Genomic DNA, 23,922 nt, shown 5'->3' on the forward strand with positions numbered 1-23,922 from the left:
CCTTTCTTTACCAGATCCCGCGCTGTAAGTATTTTCTGCTCATGGCATTGCCGACAATGACCAACGTGAACGATATCACCGCTTCGAACAAGCCGACCGCGGTCGAGAAGCTGTAGTCCTGGTTCCCTAAGCCTTGCCGGTAAACATAGGTACCAATGACATCCGACACCTGGTACACCACCGGGTTGTACATGACCAGAATCTGCTCGGTTCCCGCTTCCAGCACATTCCCCAGCCGCAGGATAAACATCAGGACAATGATTGGCGCAATCCCCGGCAGCGTGATATGCCACAACTGCTTCCAGCGTCCGGCGCCGTCAATCTTCGCCGCTTCATACAGCATCGGATCGATCATTGTAAACGCTGCCAAATATACGATGGTGCTCCAGCCCGTTTCCTTCCAGCCCGCCGACGTGATCAGCACGCTCCGGAACACGCTGTTATCCAGGAAGAACGCAATCTGCTCCATGCCCAGAGACACCAGCAATTTGTTGACGATTCCTCCATTCGTCGACAGCAAATCGATAAACAATCCGCCAACGATGACCCAGGACAGGAAATGCGGAAGATAGATGACGGTTTGCACCGTGCGTTTAAATACCATATGCCTCAGCTCATTGAGCATCAGTGCGATAATGATAGGGAGCGGAAACAAGATCACGATTTTCAGGAAGCTGATGATGACCGTATTTTTGAATACCTGAGCAAAATCCGGCGACGTGAACAGCTTCTCGAAATGCTTCCATCCTACCCACGGGCTGTCGGCAAATCCGGTGAAGATGTTGAAATCCTTAAATGCGATCGTGATCCCGTACATCGGCGTGTACTTGAACAGTAAAATGAACAAAATGCCCGGCACGAGCAGCAGATAAAGATCCCACTCTTTCCATATGTCGGACCCTAAACGGCCCCAATACCCTCGTTTTGGCTTCATCTCTCTATGCGGTGCGGGCGATGGTTCTAACGTGGGTTTCATCGACTCGTCTCCCCCTTTCTATTGATTCAATCTCCTTGGTTACTACAAATTGTAATTCTCTGCGCAGGGACTGAGTAGGCGAGGATCATTACTATTTATGGTAATCTGATGTTGTGTTGGGGCACGGACGTCAGTAATTATGCCATGGGGCTACGGTGGGTGTTTCATGGGATGTTAACTTATGATGATCGAACGAACCGTTGCAACGAAAATCATACTGGAGTTCAAAGCATACACTGCCAAAAAAGAGGGTTGTTCATCACTCCGCATGCGGATTGTTCTTCTGATCCCTGTTACCCCCGGATTTCATCCGAATGGATGGATAATGTAGAAATCCGGTGATAAAGGGGACCGCTGCCGCTTCTCCAGAACAATTCCGCCTGCTCCGTTGAAGCTGATTCAATCATGGTGTTGGCATTCGAAGACGGCAATGCCGTGCTTCGTCGCCAAGCAAGGCCTCCTCTGCTCTGCGCCGAGCTTGGCCTCCCTAGCCTCACCATTCTGCGCGGGTGATTACTTCCGCCTGCCGATGGTTGGGGCTGGGGGTAAATGCAAACGAGCCGTTCGGGATGTTGGCCCCGAACGGCTCGTTTGCTTGGTTTATGTAACTGCGCACGCTCCTGCTGCGCTGCGTTTTGCCCCCTCCCCCCATCCTAATAGGGGGAGGATGGGGGACCCACGCGGTCCAGCGGAGCGGACGAATCGATTCCGGAAAAGCGTTAGTGGTCGCCCGAAAGTTTTCCAACGGAAAACTCGCATCGAAAGCATTGACTGGAGCCGAATTTCTTCCTCTGTCATCATCATTCCAGGAAATTTGGCGACAACAGCGATTGGAGGAACGATACGACCGCGCAGCGGGCTTTCACCTCTCTCCCTTCCCCGACCAATTGGGAGAGGATATGGAGGGGGGGACCCACGCGGTCCAGCGGAGCGGACGAATCGATTCCGGAAAAGCGTTAGCGGTCGCCCGAAAGTTTTCCAAAGGAAAACTCGCATCGAAAGCATTGACTGGAGCCAACTTTCTTCCTCTATCATCATCATTCCTGAAATTCGACGACAACAGCGATTGGAGGAACGATACGGCCGCGCAGCGGGCTTTCAGATGTGAGCAGCAGTATCATACAGCCTCTCCCATATCCTTATCCCTTGAACTCCCCCGGATTCACGCCCCAATACTTGCGAAACACCTTGGTGAAGTAACTGACATCGCGGTACCCGACCAGCCGGGCGGCGTCGTATACCTTGAGACCGTCCTGCAGCAGCGATTTAGCCCGCTCCATTTTGCGTTCGAGCACATATGCGGAGAAGACGACCCCCATTTCCTGCTTGAATAGCCGGCTAAGGTAGGAAGAATTGACGTAAAGCCGGTCCGCTACCGTATGCAGCGTAATCTCCTGGTCCATCTCCTCCTCGAGCAGGTTCAGAATGTCCTTTACCACCTGATTGCTTGTCGTTTTCCGCTGTTCGCCCATAAACGTGATGATATGTTTCACCGTTCGCTCCAAGAGCGACCAGGTTTGCATTTTGGTGCTCAGCAGCTTGACGTTGTGGAAATATTCGATATCGTCGCCGACGACTCTTTTTACCGTCCAGCCCTGCTTCTGGATCATTCGGGTAAAGAAGCTGTTCATATAAAGCACCGCCTCCTGGAATTCGTCCGAGGATTCGGACCTCGAGAAGGCTTCCTCCCATAATCCCTTCAGCGCCTCCAGCGCCTTCGTTTCATCCGCCGTTTCCAGCGCGATCTCCAGCGTCTTCTCCAGGTTCTGCTGCACGATCACGCCCTGAATATCCCGCTGAAGCTGCTCCCGGTAAGGAATCGCGAGATCGTGTCCATACACGACGCGCTCCTGAAGCGCCCGGCAAGCCTGCGCATACAAGAGGCTCATCTCCTCGATCGTCCCGATGGATGCACAGATGCCTGCGCTGGCCGTTATCTTCAGCACCTCCCTCGTTTGGGAGAGGAGCTTGGATACGTCCGCATTCAGCCGCAGCATGGCTTCCTTGGCATCCTGGCTTTCCTCCAGGATCAGGACCATCAGGAGCATATTGCCTGAATCGGACGTGATCCAGAGCGATGGATGGGACAGCAGCTCCTTGGCCAGGCACTGCATCGTAAACTGCAGCAGCTCGACATCCCCCCGCTGAAAGCGGGTCTCGCTCTCCGGCAGGGGGTCCAGATCCACCACGGCGACGGCGAAACGGTCATTCTCCTTCAATGAAATATATAATTCCCTGCCCTTGGTAAGGATGTCCTGTTTTGTATATTTGCCGCTGACCCATTGGATAAAAAAGAGATTTTGCAGATGCGGCAGATTGTCCTTCCATTTCTGCTCCAAGGCCGCCTTGCGCTGCCACTGCTCCAAGTCCTCCCGCAGCTGCTGCCTCGCTTCAAGCACCGCTTCGAGAATGTCTTTCTCGCCGGCGGGCTTCAATAAATATTTGGACACCCCGTATTCCAGCGCCAGCTGCGCGAACTCGAAGTTGTCATGCCCGCTTAGGATGATCATTTTCGTCAATCGGCTGATGTCCTGACGGCTTCGCAGCTCTCCGAGGAGCGTCAGTCCGTCCATTTCAGGCATCTGTACATCGATCAGCATTATATCGGGTTTTTTTCGGCCTACCAGCTCAAGGGCTTCGATGCCGTTGGACGCCATGCCCACAACTTCAATCCCATGCTTGTCCCACGGGATATTGTAAGCCAGTGCGTTGCGCAGCCGGGGCTCATCTTCCACGATCATGAGATTCATTCGGTTTGTTCCCCTTTCGAGCATCTCTATATAAGTGTCTGCTTCAGATTAAATTCCTTGCAGCGATCCAGCGGGATGGAAATCGTGACGGTGGTGCCTTCCCCTGCCACGCTTTGTACCGTCAGATCCGCTTCTCTGCCATAATACAGCTTCATTCGGCCAAGCACGTTCCGAAGACCGAACAGATCCTTCACATGCTCTTCATCCTGGGAAGACGCGGGCACGCTGCGCGAGCCCATCATCTCCAGCTCATGCTGGATGTAGCGCAGCCGCTCTTCGCTGATCCCGGGCCCGTTATCCTGTACGCTGATAATCACCGTATGCCCTTTTTCAATCCGACTGGAGATAATCAGGCTCCCTCCGGAGGATTTGCCCTCCATGCCGTGAATGATGGCATTTTCCACCAAAGGCTGAAGCAGCAGCTTGAGAATCGGAACCCCCTTGCTCTCTTCCGAAATTTGATAATCCACGGTGAAATTGTCCATGAAACGAAGCTGCTGTATACGTAAATAGTAGTGCAGGTGGGTAATACTCTCCTCAATCGTAAACACCTGCCTGCCCTTGTTCAGGCTCAACCGGAAAAACTTCGACAGGTTCATCACCATCTCGCTGATCTCATCCGCATCGTAGTTTTTGGCCGTCCAATAAATCGAATCGAGGGTGTTATACAGAAAATGCGGATTGATCTGGGATTGCAGGAACTTCAGCTCCGTTGTCGTCAATCGCAGCTGCTGCTCGTAATGATCCTCGATGAGATGCTTCTGCACGACGGCCATTTTGTTAAACGACTGGATGAGAAAACCGAATTCGTCCTTCCGCTTGGTGTCGACATGAATGTTCAGCTCTCCGCTGCTGAGCCGTTTCATCCCGCGCGACAATTTCAACACAGGTGAGGCAATCCCGCTGTACACCACCCATGAAATGATAATGGCCAGCAGGATGCTCAGCCCGATGATCGCAACCGTGAACAGGCGCAGCTGATCGGTCTCTTTGTACAGCTCGCTTTTCGGCTGAACCAGCTCAAGACGCCATGTGGAGTAATCCGAATCAATCGTGACGGTCATATCCTTGTCGGTAATGTCCCCCTCATACACTCTTCCGGTCTCCACCACCACTTCTCCCCTTTCGTTCAGCAGGGCGATGCGGCTGTTCTCGGACGGAAGCAGCGTCTTGATGATATTCAGCAGCTTGCTTTTATTAAAAGACACCACCAGCAGGTTCGACTGCCGTTCGCTGTTGTACAGGTCCATGGCCCGAATCAGGGAGATGCTATCCGTATTGGTCATCTGGCCAAACGTAATGCCTTCCGCCACGGGGGCTTCCGCCATGACGTAGGAAATCCCCGTTCCGTTCCGCCGCGCAGCTTCCACCAGCCATTCCTGCTGCGTCTCCCCCGTCAGCTTTTTGCCGCCGTAATGGGTGGAGATAAACCTATTAGACGCCTGATGATACACCGAAATTTGGGATACGAACCGGTTCACCGAAACGGAATTCAATAACTGTCCCAATATATCCGAGAAATCCACAATCGATTGAGGGGAGAAGTTTGTGCTGTTTTTGTTAAGCAGCTCATTCATTCCAAGGTCGCCCGCAATCAGGGTCGATATCTCCTCCACGTTTTGCAGCGCCAGATCAAAATGATTCATCGCCGACGACAGCGCCATCTCCGTCCTCTCCACCGCCTGTTCGTAAAGAATATCCCGGGATCGTTCCACCGCGAACAGGCTAATGATGACCAGCGGCAGCAGGATCAGCAGAAAATAACCGGTCAAGCGGGTTTGGATGTTCTGCGAAAACCGATCCCGGATCCAGCGGAACAAGCCAAGCACACGGTCCCCCGCGCTTTTGGCCGCCAGCATTATTGTTTGGAGTACCATTCATTCACTTCCTTCGTGATTTCATCTCCCCCTTCTTCCTTCCAGGTCTTCACATAGTCGTCGAATGCGTCCAGCGGCTCAAGCCCCATAATGATTTTCGTGAACACATCCTCCAGATTTTTAAGCTTCGTGTTGTATTTCGTCATCCCGGGGGTAGGAACTCCGTAGAATGCATTCGGAATAATATGCTGATTGATCAGCTGCAGATTGTTGTACAGATTGAAGTCCCCGAGCGAATCAAGACGTTCCTTGAACAGCAATTGATCCGGCACGTCGACAAGGGACTGGTAAATGCCGCGGTATAAATGCTTGTCGTGCAGCGCGAAGTCCGTAACGATCGCCCCGTCCTCCCAGCGCCAGATTTCGTTCTCGAAGCCGAGCTTCAGCGTTTTGTAGTCGCTTGCAATGAAGTCCAGAAACCGGATCACTTCGGCAGCCTTCTCCGATTCGGCCGGTATGACGTTATAACCTCGTATGATGTCCTTTCCTTCAACGCCTTTAAATCCGTCCGGTCCCGTCGGATACGGAAGCGGCATCCATTCGGCCTCGGGGTCCTTGCTCATATTGGCCGCAATCGGTCCACGCGTATCGTACCAGGCCGCAGAGAAGAGGCCGACCGTGCCGTTTTCTATTTTTTCGAACAGATTGTTTTGCAGGTTTAAAGGAAATTCCCGATCGAGCAGGTTCTCCTGATACAGCTTGTTAAAAAAGGCAAGGGCTTCCTTCGTTTCCGGCAGAATGCTTCCGTTCACCAACTGCCCGTCCCGTTCAAACCACGTATTTCGCTGCGTGCCGAAAGCGCCGAAAAACGGCGAGGACCTTCCCAGGCTCGAGGTCAAGGTTAAACCGATCGTATCCTGGACGCCATTGCCGTCAGGATCATCCAGGGTGAAGGCACGAATGACTTCGTAATATTCCTCCAGCGTTTCGGGCGGCTGTAAGCCGAGCCGATCGAGCCAATCCTTCCGGACATACATCAATTCGGCTCCAGTCACCTCATTCAAGCTCGGAACCGCATAGATTTTACCGCCGTATCGGACCCGATCCCAGACCTCCGGCGGAATTTTTTCTTTCAGATGGGGGCCGTACTCGTCGATTAATTCATCCAGCGGCATAAATGCCTTCTGCTTGACGTAATTGTCGAACCACACCGGCTCGTACGTATGGAGCATATCCGGCAAATTGCCTGAGGACATAATGACATCGAGCTTCTCGTTGTATACCTCGGGCGGAGGAAGATTGACTCCGATCTCGAGCCCCGTACGCTCTTCGATGTAATTCAGGTACGGATTGTCATTCTCGTCCATTCCTGCAGGGAACGTCATCCCCAGACTGGAAATGACGATGTTGATGGATGCGCCCTTGGGTAGATTCTCCGGCGGATTCTCCTCCTCCGAAGACCCCGGGCCGTTGCACCCGGCAGCAAGGAGCATCAAAATTACGCATACGGGAAGCAATAGAACGTTACCTTTAAGCAGCCTTGACACCCCTCGATCCCCATGTTGACTAAATTCATCATTACAGGCCTTGTTCTTCGGCATATGTCCTCACTCCCTCCAGCTAGTAAGCTAATATTACTATATAACGATGATGTCGTGAGTAAGATCACCTTAATAATCATTCTCCTAATAAAGCGCTGCTTCCTTCACCCCGGACAAAAAGAAAAAGCCGACCCTGGTCATTCCCGACCAGGGTACGGCTATTCATGAAGCAAACAGCTTCTATTTCGGCTCCTCTTGGTCGCCGCCATCCTCCAGCAGCGGAACCTCTTTGCGCTGCTCTTCCGCTTGAACTTGAATCACTTCGAACGTACGGCCGCAGTGGGCGCAAAATTTGGCATTCACGGCTGAACTGTTCCCGCACCCTCGGCATATTTTCTCATCGGTGAGGTTGGCAATCTGGAGCAGATTTTGTTCGATTTCAAAATTCAATTGATGAATCTTGGCCACGTAGCTTTGGATGCTCTCCTGATCAGGCGGCCACTTCCCTGCTTCGGTTGAAGCGAATACAACCTTGCCGATTTCCAGGAGCTGTTCGTCGATATCGCTTTTTTTGCCGTTGTTCTGCAGCTTTAAGCGATTGATCTCCACCAGCGTTTTCGCTTTGTTTCCGGCATCCGATACACCGGCTTTAAATTTATCAAAAAAACTCAAAGCAAACTCTTCCCCTCTCTGTTCGCAAAATGGAACCCGTGTTTATTTTATTCCTTAAACGATATTCTCAGAATCTTATCATGCTCGGTATAGTTTACGCCAGCGCCAAGCCCCCGTGCAAACACCTGAATGGGAACATACGTCACGCCGTCCATCACTTTGGGAGCTACCGAAACGGTTTCGGATTTGCCATTATAATAAACGGTCTTGCTTCCGATCGTAAGCGTGATTTTATGATTGCCTCTCTGCACGCCGATGCTGGCCGCATCGCGATTCCAGACAACCTTAGCCCCCATGCCCTCCGCTATTTCCCGCAGCGGCACCAGGTTGATGTTGTTATACACCAATGGCTCGCTATCAAATTTTACCACGCTGCCGTTGACGTAAACCTTAAGGCCGGACTTAGCATAAGCCGGAGCCGCGGGCTTCGGCGCTGCAGGCTTAGCCGTGCTCTTTTGCGATGATTTCGACTTAGGCGCGGATGAAGGCGACTTGCTTCCGGAAGAGCTCCCACCGCCGTTATGATAATGATACTCGCCATATGACAGACCCCAGCGTTCGCAATTGGTTCGGCAGGTATGCCCTCCGTTGGCATCCGTTCGTCCCGGATGCGCAGATACGACAGAGCCGGATACAAGCAATAAAGCAAGGGTGCAGCCTATCCATTTTTTCTTCATGCCTAAATAACCCCCTGGTATAATATTCCTCTACTATTCTAGCATACTCTTTTATAGCTGATTTATATAGAGTTACATTATATAGAAGGTGAATAGTTACCAGGCCGACGTTCCTGCAATGTTTCACTTTCTTCCCTCGCGTTTATTCGTTACATATAACAGATCCTTTTGTGCCACAATATTGCCAGAAAGGAATGAGAGCCTAATGAGCAAAAAGAAACCTGAATTTGACGGTCAATTCCCCGGCGTGGACCCGATTCCCGAGCCCGATCGGCCGGATCAGGCCGCAACCGATAAACTCGACGATCTTGTCCTCGGCGTTTTGGAAGATAAGGATCAAGTGAAAGCCGATATCGGGCCCGATACGGAAAACTATGATAAGCTTCGCAAAAAATAGAAGAACCATCGCTTCTATATAATGTAAAAAATTGAATCGATCTGTAAAAGTGTTCAAAAATAATTTATCGTTCTCATTTTGAGAACGATTATTTTTATGTTATGATTAACATAGAAGCTTGGGACGAAGGGGGGATTAACCGTGAACTGTTTCTTAAAAACGGCAAGAATCGCATGGATGCTGGTGCTTGTTCTGGTTACGGCATTTGCCCTATACATTCCCGTCCAGGAGTATTACAGCAACGAAACCCAAGATGAGCGGTATGTTTACAAATATGACGATCATCTGAAAGCGGCTGTTCCGAAACACTCTCAAATCCTCTCCAAACTTAAGGCAGCCGGCAATACCATCGCGCTGTTCTTATTGATGTCGGCCATTGTGATGCAGCAGGCTCCCAAAACACGTCTGCCCTATCGGCCGATTATTCCGCTTCGACTCCGGCTTTTAGTATTATTCCCCATTAAATACACATCGAAGTTCGTTTAGTCCTCCACATATTTTTCGCATTCCAACTGACTGCGGTTTCTTAAATTTGCCAATTTTTCTTTTCCCATGCAACAACATAAACAGCCTGTGCAGATTGACCTGTGCATTAGGGTTTATTAAAGACTGTGCAATTTCATCGTGAATGGATTGTATGATTTGGCTGCGTGTATTTTTGATATCCGTGTGATCGGTGTGCAAAACAACTAAAAAGTGTATTTTCTTAGGAGGACTCTAATCTATGCATGTTCGCGAAACAGATTTGCCTGGAATCGGTAAGAAATTCGTAATTGATACCCGCGGTGGCGATAAGCTGGTCATCATCATTCATGACGACGGCCGCCGTGAAATGTACCATTATGAATATGACGATCCGGACGAAAGCATCTCCATGATTTCCCTGGACGATGACGAGGCCCGTCAAATTGCGGCCATCGTCGGCGGTCTCACGTATAAACCGAAGGCGCTCGAAACGATTGACATGGCGCTGGATGATTTGATCATCGAGTGGTACCGCATCGAGCCCCACTATTACGGGGCAGGTAAATCGATTGGCGACTTGGGCGTACGCCAAGCCTCAGGCGCAACCATCATTGCAAGAGTTGACAAAAACAGCAAACAAATCAATCCCGGGCCTGACGTTATCATTACACCGGATTCGACGCTCGTCGTCGTAGGTGAACGTCAACAACAGCGGCTATTTAAACAAATCTTGATGAACGGACGTGGTTGATGAATGGATCATTTGGTTTTAGAAGTAGGATTGGCGATTGCCTTGATCGCCCTGGCGGGGTTGCTATCAGCTAAACTCCGGTTTTCCGTCGTCCCTTTCTATATTCTGGTGGGGATGGCGGTTGGGCCTCATGCTTTTCATTTTGGATCTTTCGATTTTCGTTTTATAGAAAGTGCTCCGCTCATCGACTTTATGGGGCGGATCGGCGTACTCTTCCTTCTGTTCTATCTCGGACTCGAGTTCTCGGTCGGCCGATTGATCAAATCGGGCAGATCCATCGTTGTGGGTGGCAGCATCTACATTGCCATTAACTTTACGCTTGGACTGATGATCGGGATCTTTGCCGGATTTCCCTTGGCGGAGACGCTCATTGTCGCAGGCATAACGACCATCTCCTCGAGTGCTATCGTGGCCAAGGTGCTGGTCGACTTGAGAAGAACAGCGAATCCGGAGACCGAGATGATCCTCGGGATCATCATGTTTGAGGACGTATTCCTCGCTGTATATATCTCGATTCTTTCCGGGCTCGTATTGAGCGGCTCCTCGTCGCTGGGCGGGGTCCTTATATCTGCCGTGATTGCTCTTGGATTTATGCTGCTAGTCATTATTATCGGGCGGAAAGCCGTACCGCTTCTGAATAAAGCATTGAATATACGGTCTAACGAATTGTTTGCCTTGGTCGTGTTCGGCGCGTTGTTCCTGCTCGCAGGATTCGCTGAAACGATTCATGTTGCCGAGGCTATCGGCGCGCTGCTCGTCGGGCTTGTTCTGGCCGAGACCGAGCATCGTGAACGCATTGAGCATTTGATATTACCATTCCGCGATTTCTTTGGAGCCATATTCTTCTTTAGCTTCGGTTTAACGATAGTACCGTCCGAGCTTGGCGGAGCTGTGTGGTTATCACTGATCGCCGTGATCATCACGCTCCTTGGCAACTTCATTGCAGGCATGCTTGCCGGCCGCAGCGCCGGATTGTCTTCGAGAGCATCCTCCAATATCGGTCTGACGATTGTATCCCGCGGGGAGTTTTCCATCATTCTCGCCAATATGGGGAAAGCCGGCGGGCTTGCAACCTTCATTCAACCGTTCGCGGCCCTGTATGTACTGATACTCGCCATACTCGGACCGCTGCTGACCAAGGAGTCCAAGCACGTCTATAACTTCTTGAACAAAATATTTAAATTTAAAGATCATAAGGAGAAGAAACCGGTTAAACCGAAGCTAAAGGATGAAAGTGCCAGCGGATAAAGGAGGGTACATTGCCTATGGTTCAAGCCCCGGTTCGGACAACGAACGGTGCACAAGAGGCCGCAAGCAAGGCAAGTACACGTAGAAGACTGAGCATGGCTGCCATCGGAGGCCTGATCGCAGCGTTCGGTTTGGATTTATTTCTTGTTCCTAGCGGAATCATCGCGGGCGGCGTAACGGGAATCTCCGCGCTCGCTTCGCATCTGACGGGACTTCATACGGGCATGTTTTTGTTTGCATTAAATCTGCCCTTGCTTCTGCTGGCCTATCGCCGGTCAAACCGGGAAAAAGCCGTCATCGCAACCGTCGGGCTGCTTACGTTTTCCGTATGCTCGATCCTGTTCTTTCCGATTCCCGCTCTCATCGACAGCAAGATCGGGAGCGCAGGCATCGGCGGCATTTTCCTCGGTCTCGGCATCGGCATCGGCCTTCGTTACGGCGTCGTTCTGGATACGCTCCAGATGCCGAAGATCCCCCAGCAGCTATCGCAGCTGCTGACCCGGCTGAAACTGCCCTACGTCCATATCATGATCAATCTACTGGTACTGACTTTGGCGGGGCTCCTCCTCGGCTGGGAACGGGCGATGTATTCCGCCATTGCGTGCCTGATGGCACTGGAGACAGGGCGCGTTACGACTTCAAGCCTTCCGCTTAAACGGGAGGTAAGGATTGGAAGCATCAGCGAAGCGGAAATCCGGCACACCATGAAAGCCATCATGGGGTATGATCCCCAAACGGCACATGCCAAGGGTGAAGGCGCGAACCACGGTGACGCCGCCGATTCGCAGCAGCTGGTCTACCGGATTCACATTCTGGAAATGCCCAGGTTCAAATCTATCGTGTTTAGCCTGGATCCGAATGCCGAAATCACCATCATCCAAAAATAAAACGTCTTTTCCATGTAAACAGGCCGGTTAAGGGTTTCCCCTAACCGGCCTGTTTTTTTGGATATCCGAAAGTCTAAACTCCGAAGCTTAGGCCTTCCTGATATCGCAAGAAAACCATCCCTTAACCGCGGTCTGTCTTCTGAGAAAGTACGTCGATAGACGTTTTTCTTATGAAATCCCGACTATTTGCGAAACTGCTGGATCAGAAACAGAATCAACGAGCCCACCACGCTGATGACGAGGCAGGTTACGATCGGAAAATAAATTTTGACATTGGGTTTATCCACGACGATGTCGCCCGGCAGCCGGCCCACGAATCGGCCGATGACAGGCCACAGCAGCCCGATCACGATCAGAGCGCCGCCAATCCATAATAGAGCCTTTGTTACAGGATGCACGATACGTCACCTCATTCATCTGAATACGCAGGTTTCTTTGTATCATAATGGATTTGAGGTGCCGACAGCAAGGGCAGAACCGGTCACACCTACCGGGCGATCAGCCTTTCACCGCCCCCGCCGTCATCCCGTCAATGAAATATTTCTGGAAGGCCATGAACAAGATGAAAATCGGGATGATCGAAAAGAAGGAGCCAACAATCAATAAATCATAGTTGTTCCCGTAAGGAGTCAACAGCGTTTTCAACCCGATCGGAAGCGTGTACTTGCGATCATCGCTAAGCACCATGAACGGCCACAGGAAATTGTTCCAGCTGTTCATGCCGTTCAGAATCGCCATGGCTGCAAAGGACGGCTTCATCACGGGCAGGATCAACCGTACATAAATCCCGTATTCGCTGGCCCCGTCGACCCGACCTGCCGCAATCATTTCTTTTGGAACCCCTCTTAAATACTGCCTGAAGAAGAAAATCGTGGCCGCGCCTGCGATCCCCGGCAGCACAATCGCCGAGTACGTATTCATGAGGCCCAGATTGTACGTCAGGGAGTATAACGGAAGAAGAAGAATTTCAAAAGGAACCATCATAATCAAAAGCACGCAGATAAACAAGAAGTTCTTGCCGATGAAATCATAGGCTGCAAACCCATAAGCAACGGTGGCGCTGACCAGCAGGGTTAACGTAACCTGCACCACCGTGAGGAGCAAGGAGTTAAAAAACCACATGAAGTAGGAGTGATCGCCCGTGAACAGGTAGGCGAAATTGTCCAGGCTCATCACCGACAGATCAAATTTCAAATTCAGGCCATACCGGATCAAATCCTCGCCGGGTTTGAAGGAAGCGATGGTGACGGCATAAAAAGGCACCAGGATCAGAAAGCACAGTATGGAGAACAAGATCAAGAGGATTATTTTGACCAGCGTTTCTCTTCTCATCCTCAATCCTCCTTCTTGAACATGCCGGAGAGCTTCAGCTGCGTCAGGTTAATGATCATGGTGATTGCCAGCAGCACGACCCCTACAGCGGCGGCATAACCCAAATTGTTCTTCTCGATGCCTTGACGGTATAGGTAACCGACGATCGTGAGGCCGATATTCTTCGGAGAGTTGTTGCCGTTCCAGAGCATCATGCTCTCGATAAACATGGCAAGCCCCGCATAAATGCTGATCGTTAACACATAAATCGTGGTCGGCTTCAACAAAGGCATCGTGATTTTGGTAAACTTCTGAAAGGCCGAGGCCCCGTCGATGGATGCCGCCTCGTAATACTCACCCGGAATGTTCTTGAGTCCCGATAAAAAATAAAGCATATTGACCCCCGTCCACCGCCAAGTGGCCAGTGCCACCAGCGCGATAAAGCCGGTGACCTGTCCCTTCAGAAACTTCACCGGATCGATCCCGAACCACCCCAGGATGCTGTTGATCAGCGACCCTTCCATCTCGCCGAACATGAGCCGGAAGATGGTGCCTGCCACAACGACCGACGTCAGTGCAGGGAAGAAAAAAGACGACTTAAAAAACTCCCTCCCCCACATGAACTTGTTGTTGATCAGCACCGCGAACAGCATCGGAAACGGAATCAGGATCAGAAGGGTCAACACCATGTAAATCGCGCTGTTCGTGACTGCCTTCAAAAAGATGCCGTCCCCCATTAGTTTCCCGTAATTAGCCAAGCCAACCCAATCCGCTTCTTGCCCCAGCTGCGTTTTCTGAAAGCTCATGCTGAATGAACTGCCGAGCGGAAACACCCAAAATACGAGGAATACCAGAATAAACGGCAGGACAAACACGTAAGGAGCAACCTTTTGAGAGTACAGAAATTTTTTAATCATGATTCGACTCCTTTAAATGAGAGCCGCTCACCGACGATCCATGAGCAGCTCTTCGTTTTTGTACCGTATAAGCGAACGTTATTTCAATTCCTGTTCGATTTGCTTCTGGGCGTCATTCAGGGCTTCGGTAATGTCCTTGCCGTCCTCAAAAATCTCATTGAAGGTGGTGGTGCACAGGACGTTGTTGATGGTGGGCGATGCGGAGGTCGATTTGATTAACCGGATTTCATCCCGGATCTCATTCAGGACATCGAACGGATTATTGACGAAATATTTCACGAACTGATTCTCGGCATTGTGCGTAACATCCTTCATATCCCAAACGTCCATATTGACCGGATCGAATCCAAGCGTGTTCCAAATTTCTTTATTGGCATCCAGGGACAGCTTGGCGAAAGCCAGAAAATCTTTTGCCAGCTGCACGTCTTTTGCCGTCTTGGTCACGACCGTGCCGGTTCCGCCGCCGCCAACCGACCGGGGCATTCCTTCTTCGATGACCGGAATCGGCGCGATGGCTATTTTTCCCGACAAATCGGACATGTAGTTGGTATATCTGGACATTTGCCATAACGGCATGAAAGCCGTGGCATAATTTCCTGCATTAAACTCGCCGTAGGCCTCTTCGGTGTCAGGCTGACCGCCGGCGATGGTCGCAATGACATGACTGTCCTGCAGATCCTTGAACAGCGTCATGGCCTTCACCATCGGTTCCGAATTCACGATCGGTTTGCCGGCATCGTCCGTCAGATCCGCGCCTTGCTGCGCGAGCAGCATGGAAGCTTGCCAAGCCGCGCTTGTATCGGCCGTCCCCATATATTTGCCGGTTTTTTCATATACCTGGATACCAGCCTGCTTGAAATCCTCCCAAGTCACGATATCCTGATAGTTGACCCCGGCCTCCTCCAAAATCTCGGTATTATAGAAGGCGACGGAAGCTCCGACATGGGTCGGGATGCCGTAATTCACATCCTCCTTGCTGTAAAGGTCGATACGGGATTTCACGATGGTATCCCGGTATGGATCAATGACGTCGTTGAGCGGTTCAAGCTGCGGCGTGCCGGCAAGGAAATCCGGAAACTTCCCGAGCTCGATATCCGCAATGTCGGGGGCACCCGTCCCCGATTGAACCGCGATGGATAATTTGTTATGCATGTCGTCATAAGGCATGACCGTTACGTTCAGCTTGATCTGGCGATCGGGATTCTCCGTGTTCCATTTGCCCAGCATTTTCTCGAAGTGCTGGCCGTGCAGCTCAACAAACGTCCAATACGACAGCTCCGTAGCGCTTTCTCCCGCCCCTCCGTCCAGAACCGAGGTTTCGCCGCCGGCATTGTTCGATTTGCCGCATCCCCACAGGAAGAGCGTCATACATAACACCATGAATACAACCATCCATCTTTTCATCATCTTACTGGACCTCCCTTAATTTTCGTTCATACAAACATACACTTCGAACATCGGTACTTCTGCTATTCCTCAGAAATAAAGCGCTTTCATATTATGTGTAATTTGATATGAGTGTTTGGGAGACGGGGCAGCCCAAATCTAGAACCGCCCCCTTGCTGTTATTAGGCTTTTTTCAAGCGGATGACGTTCCATGATGCCTTGGCAAGCCTTGCGTTAACCATACCGTTATCGAGTTTCGCACCCCCCTGATGATGAGGCTTTACTTTTTCCTCGGATGCGGTGTTCACCGCTTTCAGATCCTCATGCTCCAGCACGATATGCTCCAGCAGCCGGTAACCTTCAAAACTGCGAACATCGCATTCGAGCTCCAAGGCTTCCTCCAGATGGCGGTTCACGGCAAAAATCGTAATTTCTTCATCCTCTTCGTTATGGACGACCGCGCTGTCCAGATAAGGAACGTCGGTAAAGTCCTTGGAATCGTATTTCGGCGAGTCGACGATCGGCAGCAGGGATACGCCCCGGCCAAATTTGGAAGCATGAAGATACGGATAAAAGATCGTCTGCTTCCAAGATCGTCCGCCGTTCTCGGTCATAATCGGAGCGATCACGTTCACGAGCTGCGCCAGGCAAGCCATCTTGACCCGGTCCGCATGGCGCAGGAACGTGATCAGCATGCTGCCCACAAGAATCGCATCCTCGAAGTTGTACACATCCTCCAGCTGAGGGGGAGCGATGCTCCATGGATCAATCTGCCTGTCGGCGTCATTGGAATGATACCAAACATTCCACTCATCGAAGCTCAGATACATCGTCTTTTTGCTGCGTTTCTTGGCCTTGATGTAATCGCAGGTGGATTTCACCGTATGAATAAAGTGGTCCATATCGAGCGTAAGTGCCAGGTAATTGGCGGTATCGTTATTACGGTTGCCGTAATATTGATGCAGGGATATGTAATCGACCGCCTCATACGTATGATCCAGCGTTACGGCTTCCCATTCAGGGAATGTCGGCATGCCCGTGCTCGAGCTTCCGCAGGAAACCAGCTCGATGGCCGGGTCGACGAGCCGCATGGCTTTTGCCGTCTCGAGCGCAAGCCGGCCGTACTCTTCGGACGTCTTGTGTCCGATCTGCCAAGGTCCGTCCATCTCGTTACCGAGGCACCAGGTCTTGATCTTGTGCGGCTGTTCATAACCATGGCGGCGGCGCAGGTCGCTCCAATACGTGCCTCCCGGATGGTTGGTGTATTCCAGCAAGTTTCTGGCGGCATCGATCCCCCGCGTCCCCAGATTCACCGCCATCATGACATCCGAGCCTACTTCCTTGGCCCAGGATATAAACTCATTCGTGCCGACATCGTTCGGCTCCAGCGTTCTCCAAGCCAGCTCCAGCCGTTTTGGCCGTTCGGCAACAGGCCCCACGCCATCTTCCCAGTTATATCCCGAAACGAAATTCCCGCCGGGATACCTGATAATCGGGACGTCCAGTTCCTTGACCAATTCCTTTACGTCATTCCGAAAACCGTCCGCATCCGCGGTTTCATGGCCTGGCTCGTAAATCCCGCCATATACTGCGCGGCCTAGGTGTTCAATGAATGAACCATAAATGCGGTTATCAACTTGCGCGATCCGAAACGACTTATCCACGATCATTCGTGCTTTCATGTTCTCAGCTGCCAAGTTCTTCACCTTCCGTTTGATATAATTGTAAAACAATTCAAATATAATTAAATGAATTCGTTTTCAGATTTAAAATATCATATGAGGGGGTCTCTGTAAATATACAAATGTAAAATGGTTTATATAAATAAAAAATAAAATTATATGCTCAAAAAAACCAGTGCATTTTCTGTCGAAAATAGCCGAAATTACTTGTTTTTCGCAATTCTTTTTTAATATAATCCTCAAATAAAAGCTGTTTCAGTATCCATTTTATTGTTTCACGCACAAGTTTTCTGAAGATTTTGAACACATCTTTATTTCACGCTCATATTGATTTATAATTATTTGAAATAAACGTTTGCAAACATTCCATCGTTATAAATCCCTTAATCGGAAGAAGGTTTGAAATAAGATGATCTACATAAAAGATTTAATGAGCGGACTGGATATTTTTAAAGCGCTCAGCTCCGAGATCCGCATTCAAATTTTGGAACTGCTGGCCAAGAATCAAAGCCTGAACCTGAATGATCTCGCAAACAGGCTGAACCTCAGCAATGGCGCCATTACCATGCATATCAAGAAGCTGGAGGAAAGCGGCCTGATCGAAATCCATACCACGGGCGGGAAGCATGGCATCCAGAAGATCTGCTATCTGAATAAAGACACCTTGATGGTCGATTTGCGAAGCAAGGATATTAATAATCTGTACGAGGTGGAAATTCGGGTCGGCCATTACAGCGACTACCAAGCCATCCCGACCTGCGGACTTGCGACCAAGGACAGCATCATCGGAGATTTCGACGATCCGCGCTATTTCGCCGATCCGGAGCGCATCAATTCGGAGATTATTTGGCTGACCGAAGGTTTCCTGGAATATCGGATCCCGAATTATTTGAAATCCAACCAATCGTTCCGCGAGATCCAATTCTCCTTGGAGCTGGGGTCTGAAGCACCGGGACATTGCGATAATTACCCGTCGGATATTTTCTTTTACGTCAACGGGATCGAAATCGGCAGCTGGACAAGTCCGGGGGATTTCGGGGACAAACGCGGTACCTTCAACCCTGAATGGTGGCCACCCCACTTGAACCAATACGGCATGCTGAAGCTCATCCGAATTAATAAAGAAGGCAGCTTTATCGACGGGTGCCGCATTTCGGATGTCGGTTTGGACCAAATTCAGCTCGATTACAAGAGCGAGCTTACCTTCAGGATTGCCGTTAACGAGCAGTCGGTGAATAAACGCGGCTTAACCATTTACGGCAAGCATTTCGGCAACTACAGTCAAGATCTGTTGGCCCGCGTGCTGTATGATGTGAAGGAAGGATAAGGATCGAATGCAAAAAAGGACTCTCTATGATCATTCGATCATGAAGAGGCCTTTTTTAGCAAAACGGAATACCTTCTATTACCTTATCAGCAAGCCCATTCTTTAGGGCGGAGGACGGACATGGCCCGCTTTCTGCTTTACTATCTGTATAAAGTCATTTCACGTTGTTCTACTCCGTCAGCCTCGTTCAGTGCCCTCAGGATGGTATGACGGTCGCGCAGCTTATGCGCCTCACGCAAGCTCTCCCCGAACAGCTCCTCATCAATGCCAAGCTCCTCCAGGCTGGAAGGACCTCCGGCTTGCCGCAGCAGTCCGCCGATCTCTTCCTTCGAAGGAACCTTCCGAAGCCACTCCCGTACCTGCTCTCTATACGTCTCCCAAAGCTTGGGCTCGGCATAAGGATACACCCCTTGATCAGCCGCAGCATGGTAGAGGCTCGATATCTCGCTGCAGGCAACCCCTACCTTGGCGCCATGAAGCAGCGCCCGGTTGCCGCGCCGCAAGTACTCCATCTCCCAGTAATGCGACAAATGATGCTCTGCCCCGGAGGCAGGATGGGACTGCCCGAACAGCAGCATCGCGATCCCGGATTCAATCAAGGCCGTCATCAGAATGCGGATGCCTTCCTCCGTGCGCTGGCCGATGGCCTCCACGTGCTGGATGCAAGATTCCAGTGCCCGCTCCGTGATTTCTGCCACTTGGTCATCATAGGGCTCGCCGGCCGTGGTCGAGGAGAATCTCCAATCCAGCAGCGACGTATATTTGCCGAGCATATCGCCAAACCCCGCCGCTATAAGCGGCTGCGGCGCTTTCGCAAGGATATCCGGGTCGGCGAATAAGGCGATAGGAGCCGTTGCCGCAAAGGTCTGCTTGATCCCCCGAACGACGATCGGCGCGCCGGCCGAAGTAAAGCCGTCTACCGAGGGTGCGGTAGGTACAGAGACGAACGGCTTGCCGCACCGATGAGCGACAAAGCGGGTAATGTCATGAAGGGTACCGGATCCGACAGCGATGAGGCATCCTGTCCGCTCTGGCTCCACCTCGACAAATAGCTGCATCAGCGAGCGTTCATCCGCCACCACGTCGCCTAACTCATCAGGCTTGATCAAGCACAGCCGGGGTTCCAGACCTTCCGCTTCCAGCCGCTCCATCAGCGTTTGACCCGCAGCTTCATACGTATTCGCATCGGCCACAACGATCGGCGAATTGAGGCCCTGCCGTTTAAGGTACGCGGGCACAGCTGATATGGCGCCGGGCTCCAGTTCCATCGTTTCAAGTCCGCGGAACGCCGGCCGGACTTCCCTCATTCGGCTCATTAAACCTTTTGCTTCGTTCAAATAATCCGTCATGCAGCTTCTCCCCTTTCATCCGATCCCATGTCGATGATCCAAGCATCTGGTCTATATTTGCTCGAAGGACGTCCCGCCCTCTATGCAGGGCGGTCCGGTCCTCTTCTGGTCTTGCGCTTGCCCGGCCAGCCTATTCTGCCGTCTGCTTAATCCGCTTCAGCCGTTTCATGACGTCGTTTTCCCCGCGGCCGAAATAATCATGCAGCTTGCTGTATTCCTGATACAGCTGCTCATACACTTCCACATGCTCCGGTATCGGCTTGAAGGTCTCTTCCTTCACCCGTGCCATCTTCTCGGCCGCATCGATAATGGAATCATACCCGCCTTTCGCCTGACCCGCCGCCACTGCGGCGAACATCGCGGCACCAAGCGCCGGCGTCTGTTTGGAATCAGCCACATAGATTTCGCGATTGGTAACGTCCGCATAAATCTGCATCAGGAGACGATTCTTTTGCGGCAGTCCGCCGCATGCATAGAGAACATCCACAGCCACGCCGTTCTCATGAAAAGCATCCACGATTTTGCGCGTGCCGAAAGCCGTCGCCTCCAACAAGGCGCGATAGATTTCCTGCGGCTTCGTCAACAGCGTCATCCCTAACATCAGCCCTGTCAGATCCGTATCCACCAGCACCGAGCGGTTGCCGTTCCACCAATCCAGCGCTAGCAGACCACTCTGGCCCGGCTTGTATGCAGCCGCTTCCCGTTCCAGCCATTGATGCACGCCGATTCCTTCCTCGGTCGCAGCCTCCTTAACATACGCGGGAAGCGCTTCCTCAACGTACCATTCAAAAATATCGCCCACCGCCGATTGCCCGGCTTCATAACCGTATAATCCCGGAATGATGCCATCTTCGACGACGCCGCACATCCCTTCGACCTGCTTCTCTTCCGTGCCGAGCAGCATATGGCAGATCGAGGTCCCCATGGCCATGACCAGCTTGCCCGGTGTTACGACGCCGACCGCCGGTACCGCGGCATGCGCGTCAACGTTACCGACGGCCACGGCGATGCCAGGCGTTAAGCCCATCATTTCCGCCATCTTCTCGGTCAAGCCGCCGGCGCTGCTCCCGAGGGGACGGACCTCTCCGCGCAGCTTCGTATCGGCCAGATCCTCCAATCTGGGATCCAGCGCTTTAAAGTAATCCTTGCTTGGATATCCGTCTTGCTTATGCCATATCGCCTTGTAACCAGCCGTACAGCTGTTGCGGACAATACGGCCCGTCATTTGGGAGATGACCCAATCCGTGGCCTCCAGGAACCGATCCGCGCGTTCATAGATGACCGGTGCCTCGTCAAGAATCTGCCAGACTTTGGCTATCATCCATTCGGATGAGATCTTCCCGCCATAACGGGGCAAAAAAGCTTCTCCGCGCTCAGCGGCGATCGCGTTGATCTTGTCTGCTTCCGGCTGGGCCGCGTGATGCTTCCACAGCTTAACCCAGCTGTGCGGCTGATCGGCCAGCTCCGGGTGGAAGCACAGCGGCTCGCCAAGCTCGTCAACCGGGAGCATGGTGCAAGCCGTAAAATCGATGCCGATGCCGATCACATCCGCCGGATCAATGCCGGATTGCCGGATAACCGCAGGCACCGATATCTGCAGAACCTCCAGATAATCCCCCGGATGCTGAAGCGCCCAGTCATGCTCAAGCCGCTTTCCGGAACCCGGCAGAAACTCATCTATAACATGGTGCCGATAAGGCGTTACATGATCCGCTACTTCCTGCCCGTTCGCCAGATTAACCAATACCGCACGTCCGGACTGTGTTCCGTAATCGACACCAATGGTGTATTTATTCCCCATCTCATTTCCTCCTACCGATGAAATCATGAATGATGAATATATGCGTTACTTTTGACCGTAATAAGCATTAACTCCATGCTTCCGCAAAAAATGGCGATCCAGCAGCGTCTGATCCATCGGTTCGGTTTCGGGATTGATCTGCTGCATCCGGGCTGCAATCTTGGCGCACTCCTCCAGCACCACCGCATTATGCACGGCGTTATGCGCATCCTTGCCCCACACGAACGGCGCATGGGAATGCACAAGCACGCCTGGCACCATGTTCGGATCCAGATTTGCGAATCGTTCAACGATGACATTGCCCGTCTCCAGCTCGTAGGCCCCCTCGATTTCTTCCCGGGTCATGGGCCGCGTAACCGGAATCTCCCCGTAAAAATAGTCGGCATGCGTCGTTCCGTAAGCAGGCAGCGCACGACCCGCTTGAGCCCAGCTCGTTCCCCATGGTGAGTGGGTGTGCACAATCCCGCCGATCTCTTTAAAGTTCTGATACAGCACCAGATGAGTCGGGGTGTCGGAGGAAGGGCGCAAATCCCCTTCAACAACATTCCCCTTCAAATCCAGCACGACCATGTCGTTTGCTTTTAAATCCTCGTACGGCACGCCGCTTGGCTTAATGACAAACAGTCCCCGTTCACGGTCGATGCCGCTGACGTTTCCCCATGTAAAGGTGACGAGCCTGTACTTCGGAAGCTCCAGATTCGCCTCAAGCACCTGCTGCTTCAAATCCTCCAACATGAACAACCGCTCCTCTCCAACCTTGAAAATATAGTTGTACGTACAAGTTGGCAAGCAAGGATCCGATATATCGGACCTTAAACTCCCTATTCTCTATCGTTTGTCCACCGATTCTCTCTCCACAAGCTCCGGTTGATAGACCGTATCCTCAAATACGGTATGATGCTCGATCATGCTGATCAACTGCCTGGCCGCCATGATCCCCATCTCCGTCTTCGGGTGGGTCATCGTCGTCAGCTTCACGCCGGAAGCAACGGCTAGCGTGGAATCATCGAAGCCGACCATGGATACGGCCTGCGGAATTTGCAGCCCGCATTCCCCGGCCGCCTCCGCCAAAGACACGGCCAGCTCGTCGTTATAACATACGAATCCCGTCGGCCGCTGCCCGATCGGCAACTTCAGCAATTGGACGGCCTGTTCATAAGGGAAAAGGCCCTTCTGTTCCGTTGTATACGTAACCACCCGCTCCGGCGAAACGGGGATGCCCGCCTCCCGATGCGCCCGCAAGAAGCCCTTCAGCCGGTTTACGCCCTGAAGGTCGTCCCGCTTGAAGAATCCGGCAATCGCCGTATGTCCGTTCTCGATCAAATGCCGCGTGGCCTTGTAACCGCCAAGCTCATCGTCCAGTTTAAGGCAAGGGCATTCCAGTTCCCGATACTTCTCGTTGATCATCAGAAACGGAATCCCCTTTTCCTGCAGGGACAGGAAATATGTCAGATTCGGGTTGCCCTCCGCGCTCTTGGTCGGCTCGATAATCAGCCCGCTCAGCGGCTGGCTGGTCATGAGCTGAAGGCTCTCCATCTCCTTCTCCTTGTTGTTGTCGGTGCTGGAGAGCAGCAGGCGGTATCCCTTGCTGCGCAGCTCCGCCTCCGCTCCCCTGACGATATGCGGGAAAATATAATCCGAGATGTACGTCGTCATGATGCCGATCGTCTTGACCTGCTCGCTTTCCCGCCGCTCCGGATTGCGGGCAAAGGTTCCTTTGCCTTGAATCCGTTCGAGCCAGCCTTCCTTCTCCAGCTCGCCGAAGGTTTGGCGGACCGTCTGGCGGCTTACGCCGAACTGGTCCGCGATTTCATGCTCCGAAGGAACCTGTTTGCCTGCTTGAAGCCGGCCGGATTCAAACCACGAGAGCAGTTCGTTTTTTAATACAATATATTTGGGTATCCGTCTATTATTCATCATTCACCTCTAGCCTCACGCACTCATTATATTAGGATCCCCTGCAATCCT

The 23,922-nt window shown here is 51.9% G+C and carries 21 protein-coding genes; 6 read left to right on the plus strand and 15 right to left on the minus strand.

The genetic code is table 11. The features are described from left to right. Window positions 1-7 precede the first annotated feature (7 nt). The 6 genes from BMX45_RS22440 to BMX45_RS22465 all read right to left on the minus strand — a co-directional run bounded on the left by BMX45_RS22440 (window position 8) and on the right by BMX45_RS22465 (window position 8,433). Entirely contained in the window at window positions 8-976 is a 969-nt protein-coding gene (locus BMX45_RS22440; protein WP_175495180.1) for an ABC transporter permease, read from the minus strand. A gap of 1,139 nt (window positions 977-2,115) precedes the next feature. Next, window positions 2,116-3,726: a response regulator transcription factor gene (locus tag BMX45_RS22445; RefSeq protein ID WP_090911975.1), complete on the minus strand. Its 1,611-nt coding sequence runs from the start codon at window positions 3,724-3,726 to the stop codon at window positions 2,116-2,118. A 26-nt stretch (window positions 3,727-3,752) separates the two neighbouring features. After that, window positions 3,753-5,603: a sensor histidine kinase gene (locus BMX45_RS22450; protein WP_139212484.1), complete on the minus strand. Its 1,851-nt coding sequence runs from the start codon at window positions 5,601-5,603 to the stop codon at window positions 3,753-3,755. After that, entirely contained in the window at window positions 5,585-7,144 is a 1,560-nt protein-coding gene (locus BMX45_RS22455; RefSeq protein ID WP_090911979.1) for an extracellular solute-binding protein, read from the minus strand. Before BMX45_RS22455 ends, BMX45_RS22450 begins: the two co-directional genes overlap by 19 nt. Window positions 7,145-7,324: 180 nt before the next feature. Then, the gene (locus tag BMX45_RS22460) at window positions 7,325-7,756 is read right to left on the minus strand and encodes a hypothetical protein (RefSeq protein ID WP_009591953.1); all 432 of its coding nucleotides are present in this window, start codon (window positions 7,754-7,756) and stop codon (window positions 7,325-7,327) included. A 47-nt stretch (window positions 7,757-7,803) separates the two neighbouring features. After that, on the minus strand, window positions 7,804-8,433 hold the full coding sequence (locus BMX45_RS22465; protein ID WP_090911981.1) for a stalk domain-containing protein: 630 nt from the start codon (window positions 8,431-8,433) through the stop codon (window positions 7,804-7,806). Window positions 8,434-8,638: 205 nt separating this feature from the next. On the opposite strand from BMX45_RS22465, the gene BMX45_RS22470 reads away from it, so the two are divergent. From BMX45_RS22470 to BMX45_RS22490, 5 genes are all read left to right on the plus strand, one after another. Continuing rightward, a complete protein-coding gene (locus BMX45_RS22470) occupies window positions 8,639-8,830 on the plus strand; it encodes a hypothetical protein (RefSeq protein ID WP_090911983.1) in 192 nt (63 codons plus the stop codon). A 141-nt stretch (window positions 8,831-8,971) separates the two neighbouring features. Continuing rightward, a complete protein-coding gene (locus BMX45_RS22475; RefSeq protein ID WP_090911985.1) occupies window positions 8,972-9,316 on the plus strand; it encodes a hypothetical protein in 345 nt (114 codons plus the stop codon). Between the two features lie 238 nt (window positions 9,317-9,554). Next, complete coding sequence (locus BMX45_RS22480) at window positions 9,555-10,046, plus strand: cation:proton antiporter regulatory subunit (RefSeq protein WP_090911987.1); 492 nt, start codon at window positions 9,555-9,557, stop codon at window positions 10,044-10,046. A gap of 3 nt (window positions 10,047-10,049) precedes the next feature. Then, the gene (locus tag BMX45_RS22485; RefSeq protein WP_090911989.1) at window positions 10,050-11,294 is read left to right on the plus strand and encodes a cation:proton antiporter; all 1,245 of its coding nucleotides are present in this window, start codon (window positions 10,050-10,052) and stop codon (window positions 11,292-11,294) included. A gap of 17 nt (window positions 11,295-11,311) precedes the next feature. Continuing rightward, the gene (locus BMX45_RS22490) at window positions 11,312-12,181 is read left to right on the plus strand and encodes a YitT family protein (RefSeq protein WP_090911991.1); all 870 of its coding nucleotides are present in this window, start codon (window positions 11,312-11,314) and stop codon (window positions 12,179-12,181) included. Window positions 12,182-12,363: 182 nt separating this feature from the next. Here the strand turns inward: BMX45_RS22490 and BMX45_RS22495 are convergent, their stop codons facing one another. From BMX45_RS22495 to BMX45_RS22515, 5 genes are all read right to left on the minus strand, one after another. Then, window positions 12,364-12,579: a DUF2905 domain-containing protein gene (locus BMX45_RS22495; RefSeq protein WP_009591958.1), complete on the minus strand. Its 216-nt coding sequence runs from the start codon at window positions 12,577-12,579 to the stop codon at window positions 12,364-12,366. A 100-nt stretch (window positions 12,580-12,679) separates the two neighbouring features. Beyond that, the gene (locus BMX45_RS22500) at window positions 12,680-13,513 is read right to left on the minus strand and encodes a carbohydrate ABC transporter permease (protein WP_090911993.1); all 834 of its coding nucleotides are present in this window, start codon (window positions 13,511-13,513) and stop codon (window positions 12,680-12,682) included. 2 nt (window positions 13,514-13,515) lie between these two features. Continuing rightward, window positions 13,516-14,409: a carbohydrate ABC transporter permease gene (locus tag BMX45_RS22505; RefSeq protein WP_090911995.1), complete on the minus strand. Its 894-nt coding sequence runs from the start codon at window positions 14,407-14,409 to the stop codon at window positions 13,516-13,518. Between the two features lie 78 nt (window positions 14,410-14,487). Then, window positions 14,488-15,816 carry an ABC transporter substrate-binding protein gene (locus tag BMX45_RS22510; protein ID WP_090911997.1) on the minus strand — a complete coding sequence of 443 codons (1,329 nt, stop codon included), beginning with the start codon at window positions 15,814-15,816 and terminating at the stop codon, window positions 14,488-14,490. Window positions 15,817-15,977: 161 nt separating this feature from the next. Continuing rightward, window positions 15,978-17,477 (minus strand): arabinosylfuranosidase ArfA, encoded by a 1,500-nt coding sequence (locus BMX45_RS22515; RefSeq protein ID WP_175495181.1) that lies wholly within the window; start codon window positions 17,475-17,477, stop codon window positions 15,978-15,980. Window positions 17,478-17,886: 409 nt separating this feature from the next. Between BMX45_RS22515 and BMX45_RS22520 the strand changes: the two genes are divergently transcribed. After that, the gene (locus tag BMX45_RS22520; protein ID WP_009590874.1) at window positions 17,887-18,804 is read left to right on the plus strand and encodes an ArsR/SmtB family transcription factor; all 918 of its coding nucleotides are present in this window, start codon (window positions 17,887-17,889) and stop codon (window positions 18,802-18,804) included. A 140-nt stretch (window positions 18,805-18,944) separates the two neighbouring features. Here the strand turns inward: BMX45_RS22520 and BMX45_RS22525 are convergent, their stop codons facing one another. The 4 genes from BMX45_RS22525 to BMX45_RS22540 all read right to left on the minus strand — a co-directional run bounded on the left by BMX45_RS22525 (window position 18,945) and on the right by BMX45_RS22540 (window position 23,871). After that, window positions 18,945-20,153 carry a sn-glycerol-1-phosphate dehydrogenase gene (locus BMX45_RS22525; RefSeq protein ID WP_090912001.1) on the minus strand — a complete coding sequence of 403 codons (1,209 nt, stop codon included), beginning with the start codon at window positions 20,151-20,153 and terminating at the stop codon, window positions 18,945-18,947. 130 nt (window positions 20,154-20,283) lie between these two features. Further along, entirely contained in the window at window positions 20,284-21,954 is a 1,671-nt protein-coding gene (locus BMX45_RS22530; protein WP_090912003.1) for a ribulokinase, read from the minus strand. Between the two features lie 45 nt (window positions 21,955-21,999). Further along, the gene (gene araD, locus BMX45_RS22535) at window positions 22,000-22,689 is read right to left on the minus strand and encodes an L-ribulose-5-phosphate 4-epimerase (RefSeq protein ID WP_090912005.1); all 690 of its coding nucleotides are present in this window, start codon (window positions 22,687-22,689) and stop codon (window positions 22,000-22,002) included. A gap of 93 nt (window positions 22,690-22,782) precedes the next feature. Beyond that, window positions 22,783-23,871, minus strand: coding sequence for a GntR family transcriptional regulator (locus BMX45_RS22540; RefSeq protein WP_175495188.1), 1,089 nt, complete (start codon window positions 23,869-23,871; stop codon window positions 22,783-22,785). Window positions 23,872-23,922: the final 51 nt, after the last annotated feature.

This window comes from Paenibacillus sp. cl141a, from assembly GCF_900109305.1.
GTDB lineage: Bacteria > Bacillota > Bacilli > Paenibacillales > Paenibacillaceae > Paenibacillus_AQ > Paenibacillus_AQ lautus_A.

Coding starts and splice junctions, on each gene's coding strand:
- BMX45_RS22440 (WP_175495180.1), bottom strand. CDS start 976: ATGAAACCCACGTTAGAACCATCGCCCGCACCGCATAGAGAGATGAAG.
- BMX45_RS22445 (WP_090911975.1), bottom strand. CDS start 3,726: ATGAATCTCATGATCGTGGAAGATGAGCCCCGGCTGCGCAACGCACTG.
- BMX45_RS22450 (WP_139212484.1), bottom strand. CDS start 5,603: ATGGTACTCCAAACAATAATGCTGGCGGCCAAAAGCGCGGGGGACCGT.
- BMX45_RS22455 (WP_090911979.1), bottom strand. CDS start 7,144: ATGCCGAAGAACAAGGCCTGTAATGATGAATTTAGTCAACATGGGGAT.
- BMX45_RS22465 (WP_090911981.1), bottom strand. CDS start 8,433: ATGAAGAAAAAATGGATAGGCTGCACCCTTGCTTTATTGCTTGTATCC.
- BMX45_RS22470 (WP_090911983.1), top strand. CDS start 8,639: ATGAGCAAAAAGAAACCTGAATTTGACGGTCAATTCCCCGGCGTGGAC.
- BMX45_RS22480 (WP_090911987.1), top strand. CDS start 9,555: ATGCATGTTCGCGAAACAGATTTGCCTGGAATCGGTAAGAAATTCGTA.
- BMX45_RS22485 (WP_090911989.1), top strand. CDS start 10,050: ATGGATCATTTGGTTTTAGAAGTAGGATTGGCGATTGCCTTGATCGCC.
- BMX45_RS22490 (WP_090911991.1), top strand. CDS start 11,312: ATGGTTCAAGCCCCGGTTCGGACAACGAACGGTGCACAAGAGGCCGCA.
- BMX45_RS22500 (WP_090911993.1), bottom strand. CDS start 13,513: ATGAGAAGAGAAACGCTGGTCAAAATAATCCTCTTGATCTTGTTCTCC.
- BMX45_RS22505 (WP_090911995.1), bottom strand. CDS start 14,409: ATGATTAAAAAATTTCTGTACTCTCAAAAGGTTGCTCCTTACGTGTTT.
- BMX45_RS22510 (WP_090911997.1), bottom strand. CDS start 15,816: ATGATGAAAAGATGGATGGTTGTATTCATGGTGTTATGTATGACGCTC.
- BMX45_RS22515 (WP_175495181.1), bottom strand. CDS start 17,477: ATGAAAGCACGAATGATCGTGGATAAGTCGTTTCGGATCGCGCAAGTT.
- BMX45_RS22520 (WP_009590874.1), top strand. CDS start 17,887: ATGATCTACATAAAAGATTTAATGAGCGGACTGGATATTTTTAAAGCG.
- BMX45_RS22525 (WP_090912001.1), bottom strand. CDS start 20,153: ATGACGGATTATTTGAACGAAGCAAAAGGTTTAATGAGCCGAATGAGG.
- BMX45_RS22530 (WP_090912003.1), bottom strand. CDS start 21,954: ATGGGGAATAAATACACCATTGGTGTCGATTACGGAACACAGTCCGGA.
- araD (WP_090912005.1), bottom strand. CDS start 22,689: ATGTTGGAGGATTTGAAGCAGCAGGTGCTTGAGGCGAATCTGGAGCTT.
- BMX45_RS22540 (WP_175495188.1), bottom strand. CDS start 23,871: ATGAATAATAGACGGATACCCAAATATATTGTATTAAAAAACGAACTG.